Origin of the sequence: Streptomyces yerevanensis (assembly GCF_000716805.1) — a bacterium.
GTDB classification, from domain to species: Bacteria; Actinomycetota; Actinomycetes; order Streptomycetales; family Streptomycetaceae; genus Streptomyces; species Streptomyces flaveus.
Window position 1 is genome coordinate 20,998 of record NZ_JNWJ01000093.1, and the last position, 7,555, is coordinate 28,552.

At 69.9% G+C, this 7,555-nt stretch carries 5 protein-coding genes and 3 pseudogenes; 4 read left to right on the forward strand and 4 right to left on the reverse strand.

Features of this window, described 5'->3' with window-relative positions:
• Positions 1–93: 93 nt before the first annotated feature.
• From OP79_RS55750 to OP79_RS56630, 3 genes and pseudogenes are all read left to right on the forward strand, one after another.
• A complete protein-coding gene (locus OP79_RS55750) occupies positions 94–567 on the forward strand; it encodes a hypothetical protein (RefSeq protein WP_157857504.1) in 474 nt (157 codons plus the stop codon).
• A gap of 833 nt (positions 568–1,400) precedes the next feature.
• Positions 1,401–4,247 (forward strand): ATP-binding protein, encoded by a 2,847-nt coding sequence (locus OP79_RS45620; RefSeq protein WP_211271002.1) that lies wholly within the window; start codon positions 1,401–1,403, stop codon positions 4,245–4,247.
• Positions 4,248–4,316: 69 nt separating this feature from the next.
• A pseudogene (locus tag OP79_RS56630) lies at positions 4,317–4,568 on the forward strand (DUF6207 family protein).
• A 282-nt stretch (positions 4,569–4,850) separates the two neighbouring features.
• Here OP79_RS56630 and OP79_RS53130 read toward each other — a convergent pair.
• Positions 4,851–4,943: pseudogene (locus tag OP79_RS53130) on the reverse strand (IS5/IS1182 family transposase); the annotation flags it as partial.
• Between the two features lie 118 nt (positions 4,944–5,061).
• Between OP79_RS53130 and OP79_RS45630 the strand changes: the two are divergent.
• Positions 5,062–5,286 (forward strand): winged helix-turn-helix transcriptional regulator, encoded by a 225-nt coding sequence (locus tag OP79_RS45630; protein ID WP_033329088.1) that lies wholly within the window; start codon positions 5,062–5,064, stop codon positions 5,284–5,286.
• A gap of 586 nt (positions 5,287–5,872) precedes the next feature.
• Here the strand turns inward: OP79_RS45630 and OP79_RS45635 are convergent.
• The 3 genes and pseudogenes from OP79_RS45635 to OP79_RS45645 all read right to left on the reverse strand — a co-directional run.
• Complete coding sequence (locus tag OP79_RS45635) at positions 5,873–6,349, reverse strand: nuclear transport factor 2 family protein (RefSeq protein WP_033329089.1); 477 nt, start codon at positions 6,347–6,349, stop codon at positions 5,873–5,875.
• A gap of 164 nt (positions 6,350–6,513) precedes the next feature.
• Entirely contained in the window at positions 6,514–7,068 is a 555-nt protein-coding gene (locus OP79_RS56635) for a hypothetical protein (RefSeq protein ID WP_211271003.1), read from the reverse strand.
• A gap of 42 nt (positions 7,069–7,110) precedes the next feature.
• Positions 7,111–7,555 (reverse strand): annotated as a pseudogene (locus tag OP79_RS45645) (ATP-binding protein); the annotation flags it as partial.

Consider the following 7,555-nt stretch of genomic DNA (forward strand, 5'->3'; position numbering starts at 1 on the left):
CGACGGGGCCGTGGATTCACGAAACAGCTGGTGGGGACGGATTGATCGACCATCGGGACGATCCGGACAGGTATCTGATAGAGGGAGGCTGCTATGAGTAAGCGGGAACTGGGGCCGTATCCAGGTCTGAGATATGCGCACATGGTGTCCAAGGACATCCACAGCAGCCATGTCGTCCGCCAGTTTGCTCTCTATCCGATCGACATCGAGCGGCCGGAGAAGGGCCGGCGGGTGGAGGCGCTGGAATGCGGGAGCTGCCTGAAGCCGCTGAAGTTCAAGGTGCTCAGTGTCGCGGCGACCAGGAGCCGCCGGTGGGCGTGGCTGGTGCTGGGCCTGGCCGGGGTAGCGGCGGCGCTCGGGTTCGGGGTGGCGATCTTCGCAGTCGGCGGGCAAGTGGTCGAGGAGGGGGCCTCCAACCCGGTGGGGCCGCTGGCGCTGGGCTTCCTCGCCGGGTTCCTTTCCGGGACCTTCGGCCTGAGCTACTGGCGGTACGAGGACGGGGTGCGCGGGCCCGGCTCGCCGCTGATCTCGTTCGGTGCGCACGCTCTCCGGTGGCCGCCCAGCTAGCGCGACCCCCTGGCGAGATACCTGATTTGCGAACCAGACACCACCGCAGGACCAAGCCCTCGTTAAGCTCAGGTCATACAGTTGCGAACCCCTCAAAGCGAAGCTGACCTGCAGCGATGCCCTCGAAGATCAACTTATCCAGGAAACTCGGGCTAAGCCTGTCGGTTCACCGAGAGGCGGCGCCACCGGATGCAAGCCCGCGGCGTCGAGTCCGCAACAGGCCGGACAGGAAACGGAGGACCTGACTGTCCAGATCGGTTTCGGTGGGTACAACCACGCGAAGTTCCGCGCGGACAGGTTGATCTTGGTCGACAGCCGTCGATCGTGCGCACCAGCCGGCCGTCGCGCGGGTTCCAGATTTGTATCGCGCCGTCCCGGCCCGCCGAGGCCAGCAGGGGCCTGCAGTCGACGTCGACCTCGCACAGCGTACGGATCCAGCTGCGCGAGTCCGTGAGGACCGCCGTGTCCTCGCGCGTGGCCGGGTCCGCGAGGCGGATCACCTTGCGGTGCCCGGAGTACGCCACGAGTCTCCGGCCGCCGACCGTGACCTCGCAGGCCGCCTCGAACGACGGCCGCAACTGGTACCGGCCGTCCGATTGCCGGACCACCCACGTAGATCGGTTACGTAGTTTCCGCATCCGGTCGGCCCACCCGTCCCACCCGGACGAGGGTTGCCCGTCCCACGCTGATCGACGCCCACCCGCTCGGGCCGGCGGCTCGCCGTCGACTCGTAGCCGTCGACGCGATGTGAGATCGAGGACACGAAGCCACAGGTTGTCAGTGGCGTACGACAGGATGTGCGGGGGCACCAACTGTCGCGGGGGCGTGAGGGTATGACGACGGAACGGACACCGCTGGTCGGCAGAGAGGCGGAACTCGCGCGGCTCGACCGGCTGCTGGCGGAACTGGTGGGGGACGTGCCCGGCCGCCCGGCGGTGCTGGACGTCGGCGGTGAGGCGGGCATCGGCAAGAGCCGGCTGGTCCACGAGCTGTGCCTGGCCGCGACGCGGCGCGGGGCGGCGGTGCTGCGCGGCCGGGCGACGGAGTACGAACATCACATCCCGTTCCAGCCGTTCACCGACGCCTTCTCCGACCTCGCCCCGGAGGCCGTCGAATCCTTCCCGGAGGCTGCCGAGGTCGCCCCGGTGCTCAGCGGCGCTCCCCGCAGCACGGACCGCTTCCACCTGCACCGGGCCACCGCCGCCCTGTTGACCCACGCCGCGGCGTCTCCGCTGGTCGTGGTCCTGGACGACATGCACTGGGCGGACGCCGCGTCGCTGGAACTCCTCGACCATCTCGTACGGCACCCCGTGCGCGCCCGCGTCCTGCTGGTCCTCGCCCGCCGCGACCGGCAGAGCCCCGCGCCGCTTGCCGCGACCCTCACGCGCGGCACGGAGACCGGCACGGTACGGCGGACGGTCCTCGGCCCGCTCGGCGAGCGGGACTGCGTCGAACTGCTCATCCCTGACCTGGCCCCCGACCAGGCCGTACGGCTCTTCACCGCGAGCGAGGGCAACCCGCTGTACCTGCTGACCCTGCTCCAGGCGCACCGCGAGGGCGCGTCGGTGAGCCGACTGTCCACGACCGGCCTCGGGGCGCTGCTGCTCGACGAGCTGACCCCACTGACGCCGTCGCAAGGCCGGCTCGTCCAAGTGGTTGCAGCTCTGGGCGACCACGCCACGCCCGCACTGCTCGGCCCGGTGACCGGCCACGAGCCGGGGCAACTGGCCGACGATCTCGCCGTACTGACCCGGCGCGACCTGCTGCGCACCGGCACGCACGGGCGGATCGCGCTGCGCCACCCCGTGCTGCGCAGCCTCGTCCGCGACGGCACCGACCCCTGGCAACGCACGGAGACCCACCGGCTCGTCGGCGCCGAACTCGCCCGGACCGGCGCCCCGTTGGCCGAGCGGGCGCACCACGCCGAGCAGTCGCTGTCCGGCTGGGACGCGCGGGCGGCGGCGGTGCTGGACGAGGCCGCCGAGCAGGCCGCGCAGACGGCGCCTGCGAGCAGCGCGCACTGGCTTGAGGTGGTGCTGCGGCATCTTCCGCACACGCCGGAACACGCGGCCAGACGGCGCGAGTTGATGCTGCGGCGGGCCCGGGCGCTGGGCGTCGGCGGTCGGCTCCGGGAGAGCCGGGACCTGTTGCACCAGGTGATCGCCCTGCCCGACCCGGGCGACGGGACGGGGTCGCGGGCGTCTGCTGTCGTGCTGTGCGCCGTCATGGAGCGCCACCTGGGGCGTTACTCGGAGGCGGTCGCCCTGCTCCGCCGCGAGTTGCACCGCACTGATCCCGCGCCGTCGCTCGCCGACCAGGTGGCGCTGGGCCTGGAGCTGGGCTCCTCGGCCCCGCACGACACCTCGTACCCGGCGGTGCGCTCCGAGGTGGCACACACCCTGGAGGTGGCCCGCTCCCTCGGGGACGAGACGGGGGTGGCGGGTGCGCTGAGCGTCGCGGCGCTGGGGGAGGCGTACGAGGGGGAGACGGCCGCGGCGGACGACTTCACCCGCCGGGCGGCGGCCCTCGTGGACTCGCTGCCGGACGGCGATCTGACCGGCCTGTGCGAGCCGCTGGTACGGCTGGCCTGGGCGGAGGCGTTCCTGGAGCGCTTCGCCGACGCCGAGCGGCACGCCGATCGCGGCCTGGCCATTGCCCGCCGCACCGGCCAGATCTACCTCCTGCCCCACCTTCTCCTGTGCAAGACACACGTGCGCACCCAGACTTGCCGGCTTGCGTCGGCGGTGGAACTGTCCGAGGAGGCCGAGGACATCGCCCGCGGCATCGGCAGTGACGAACTGCTCGCCTTCGTCCTCGCCACCAGGGCCCACGCCCTGGTCGACGCCTGCCCACCCGGCGATCCGCGGCCACTGGCCACCGCCGAGGAGGCGGTGGCCGCGGCGGGTCTGGGCGTCAACTGGTGGGCGTCCATCGCTTGGTGTGTACTCGGCTACGCGGCGCTGACTGCCGGCGACCCGGCTCGTGCCCGGGAGGCGGTCCTGCGTGCTGGCGGCCCCGGCCTGCGGCGGATGCAGCCCTCCATGCGTCCGCTGTTCGTGGAGGTCCTGGTGACCGCCGCCGTCACCATGGGTGACCTGGACGCGGCGAAGGAATGGGCCGAGCGGGCCCGCGAGGAGGCCGAGCGGCTCGATCTGCCCGTGCAGCGCGCCTCTGCCATGCGCAGCGCCGCGCAGATACGCCTCGGTCTCGGTGACGACAAGGCGGCGGCGGACCTGTTCGTGGCGGCGGCCGACGAGAGTGCCCGCAGCGGAGGGGTGTTCTGGGAGGCGTTCTCCCTGCTCTTCGGCGCCTCCCTGTCGGCGGCGGACCCGGGCGGCTCGCGGCGCGGGCAGGCGGCCTGGCACCGGGGGCGGCGGCTCGCCGTGGCCGGGGACTGCGGGATGCTGACCGGTCTTGCCGAGGCGGTCGGCCCGGCGGTGGCCGCCGCCGCTGACGGGCCCGAGCGCCGCCTCGCCGAACTGACCTCCCGCGAACGGGAGATCGCCGACCTCGTCGCCGACGGCCTCACCAGCCCGGCGATCGCCGAACGACTCTGCCTGAGCCGCCGCACGGTCGAGACCCACATCTCCCGGGTCTACCGCAAGACGGGAGTCTCATCGCGGGCAGCTCTGGCGGGCCTGATGGCGGGGCGCACGCCGAGGCCTTCCTTGGGAGGATGAGCCACGCACGGTTCGAGGCGCGGCCACACGCACGGAACTCCCCATAGGCCGCCGGGCGTAGTGGCGTACATGGACCCGATCAACGAGACGCACGTGAGCGAGCCGGGCCTGCTCGCCGTCGCGGTCGCCGACGACGCCACCGTGCTCGCCTTCCCGTAGCTGCTCGCCGACCGCTGGGCGACGGCCACGGCGGAGCAGACGACGCGGGACGCTGGTCAGCCCGGCGTACGACTGCGCTGCTACCTGGACTTGAAGCAGCCGGTCGGCTCGGATACGTCGGCCGATGCGCCGCCGCTGGCTCTCGCAGAGGTACAGCAATGACGATCGCCCGTCAGGCGGAACGGCCCCCGGGCGGCTGGCGCTGTGCTGCGCGTTCCACGAACGGCTCCGGGCCGCTCTCCCGGGTGCATGCACACGTAGCGGTCGGGCGGCGTGGACCTGCACGGCGCTGAGTCGGTCGACGAAGGACTGGCGGACGGTGATCATGATGTGCTCGGGGCGCGGATCACGAGGGTCCTTTCCCGACCCGCGTCGCCGGTTTCCAGGGCGTCACCCTCGCAGGCCCTGGAATGTCCTCGGCTTGGTAGCGGCAAACCAACAGATGCTGTCGTGGCGTTGGCCGGGTGTCAGCAGGATCGCGAGGGGACGGCCACGGCCGTCGCAGGCCAGGTGGATTTTGGTGGTCAGTCCGCCTCGTTTAGTAAGCTACTTCCCATGAAGGAAGCCTGGGATCCGTACGAGCGGGGATGTCCGTCGCGCGAGCTGCTCGACCGCATCGGCACTGCGCGCCCGGCTGTCCGGGGTGAGCGAGAAGATGCTCACTCAGACGCTGCGTCATCTTGAGCGCGACGGCCTGGTGACACGCACCCTCTACCCCATGGTGCCGCCCCGGGTCGAGTACCAGCTCACCCCACTCGGCCAGACCCTGCGTACCTCTCTCACAGCGCTGCGGCAGTGGGCCGTCAACCACATGGCCGAGGTGGAAGCCGCACGTGCCGCCTACGACGCGCTCTCGGTGAACGCCGCCACAGCCGACTGACGGCCATACCGACTCAGCCAGCCGATCACAGCACCCGCAAATATGGAACAGGTATCTCGGCGGGCCACCGGAGTGACATCACTTCACGCTGACATTGATCATGCACAAGCGGGCGCAATGGCTCCCGAACTCACGCCGAAACGGCATCCACGGAAAGTGACACAGCCACCCGTGATGAGCGACCGCAGAATCACAATCGGATTTCTGGCAACGGGAGCCGTCCTCCTCTTGGCAGGGGGAACTTCAGTTCCTGGAGTCTGCTGGGAGAGCACGCGGGCAGAGGCGTTGCCGCCTTGGCTGTCTGCTTCGGCTTTGCGTTGATCTGCTTCTCGCAAGCGGCGCGGATGCTGGCCAAGCAACGATAGAAACCCGGAACTGCCTGACTCACACGCGCGCGGGTGGCGGCCCGGGGCACCCTCAGGGTGAAGAGCTACAGGACGTCGCACCGAGACGGGATTGCCCCATTGCCCCAGCTCAGCGACCATGCCTCTCTGCCTGGCCACTCACCTCTCGTCCACTCGGCGAAAGCCCGAGGCTAAACCCCAGTAGTTGCTGCCGCCTTCCGCGCCAGGGATTGCGCTCCCCCTCAGGCCTGGGGCCGGCGCGCCTGCTCAGCGGCTTGAGCGAGGCTCGCCAGCTGTGGATTTTCCTGGTGGGTCACGGTGAGTTTGAATCGGCTGATGCGCCATCCCTTCGGCGTACGGACCGCCTCGGTATCGTAGAAACCCACCACCAGCCAGCGGTCGGGTCCGTCACCGACGAGTTCCACCGGAAGCCAGTGCTCGGCACGCACGTGCGCATGAATCGTCGCACTGTCGCCGTCGATGGTGACGACGTGACCGGTGATCGCGTGGTGGGTCGCAGCGAAGGGCGCCAAGGTTGTGCGGAGGAGCTCGACGCAGTCACGCAGCGAAGCAGTTACCGCCGGCATGCCGGTAACTGCTTCGAAATCCACCGTCAGCGGATCGGTGCAAATGCGACTGGGCAGGTGGGTGAACTCCTTCATATCCGCAATATCGGCATATCGGCTCAGCAGCTCGGCGAGATCAATACGGTCGTCCATAACGTCCCTTTGCTTGACGGACTTTGTTGCCTGACCAGACGGGGATCGGGGCTTTACCGTTGAAACGGGCGAAGGCGGCCGGGGCAGACCGGTCCGCTCGGTGATGAAGTGGATCTTCGACCCGTACGTGCCCCGGTCGACAGACATCCGATGCAGTTGATCTGTCAAATCAGGTAGTGGGTCGGCGGTTGCGTCGTGCTGTGGTGATTCGCGTGAGGCCGCGGACCGGGAAGGTCGATGGAGGGGTTTTCCTCCATGACTTGGTAGCCGGCGCTCGTGTACAGGTTCGTTGCCGCCTCGTTGCCGCCTCGTTGCCGCCCCACACGGTGAACATCAGCGCCGAGTCGCCAGCTGCGAGCGTTGAGCCGTATGTCCAGCCGGTGTGCACCGCGCTCCGCGCACCATCCCTCGGCCCAGTCTCGCGCGGCCTGCTCGTGCGGCCGGCCAGCGTGGAGCGCGTCGACGCGGAGGTCGCCGATACGGCCCGCGAGCGTGCCGTTGTCGTCAGCCACGACCACGCCGACGTATCCCACTTGGGTCCCGGCGTCCGTGATCTCGGCGACGGTCCAGTCGCTGATGCTGGCGCGTACGTCCTCGAGCATGTGCTCCGCCGCAGTCGCACCTGGCCCGGCCGCCGTGTACGAGGCGTGTAGCCGCCGCTCGAAGTCCTTCTGCCATTCCGTGTGGTCACCCGGGAGGTTGAATCTGTCACTGATCACACCAGCCACGTTGGAGAGTGCAAAGTTCACTGGACAGACCCCTCACAGGCTGGTGTGGCGGAGCTTTCGCGAGTGTGGCGGGGTCGGTGTGGATGTCGTGGCCGGTTGACGCAGCAGTTGTTCGATGAGGCGTTCCTTGGCCAGGGCGAGGTGGCGCCGGTAGGTGCCGTAGGGAACCCCCAGTCGCCGGGCGGCGGCCTTGTGGGTGCGGGAGGCCGTGAGGTAGGTGGCGGTGAGAGCCTCGTGGGCTTTGACGCCCGCGGGGTCGATCTGTATCGCGTCGAGGGCGGTGGTGATGGCGCCGCGCAGGTCCGCGGCCGGGTCGGGTGAGCCCGGCGGCACGAGATGGGAGTGCAGCAGGACGCTGGTGGCGAATTCGCGGGGCGTGTGCCAGGTGCGCAGTGCCTCGAGCACGCCTTCCGCGAACGCGGCGCGCGCCGGCTGGTCGCCCGGGCCGCTCGCGGCGGCGGTTGCGGGCCATGTCGCT

Coding starts and splice junctions, on each gene's coding strand:
- OP79_RS45635 (WP_033329089.1), bottom strand. CDS start 6,349: ATGGACGACCGTATTGATCTCGCCGAGCTGCTGAGCCGATATGCCGAT.
- OP79_RS55750 (WP_157857504.1), top strand. CDS start 94: ATGAGTAAGCGGGAACTGGGGCCGTATCCAGGTCTGAGATATGCGCAC.
- OP79_RS45620 (WP_211271002.1), top strand. CDS start 1,401: ATGACGACGGAACGGACACCGCTGGTCGGCAGAGAGGCGGAACTCGCG.
- OP79_RS45630 (WP_033329088.1), top strand. CDS start 5,062: ATGCTCACTCAGACGCTGCGTCATCTTGAGCGCGACGGCCTGGTGACA.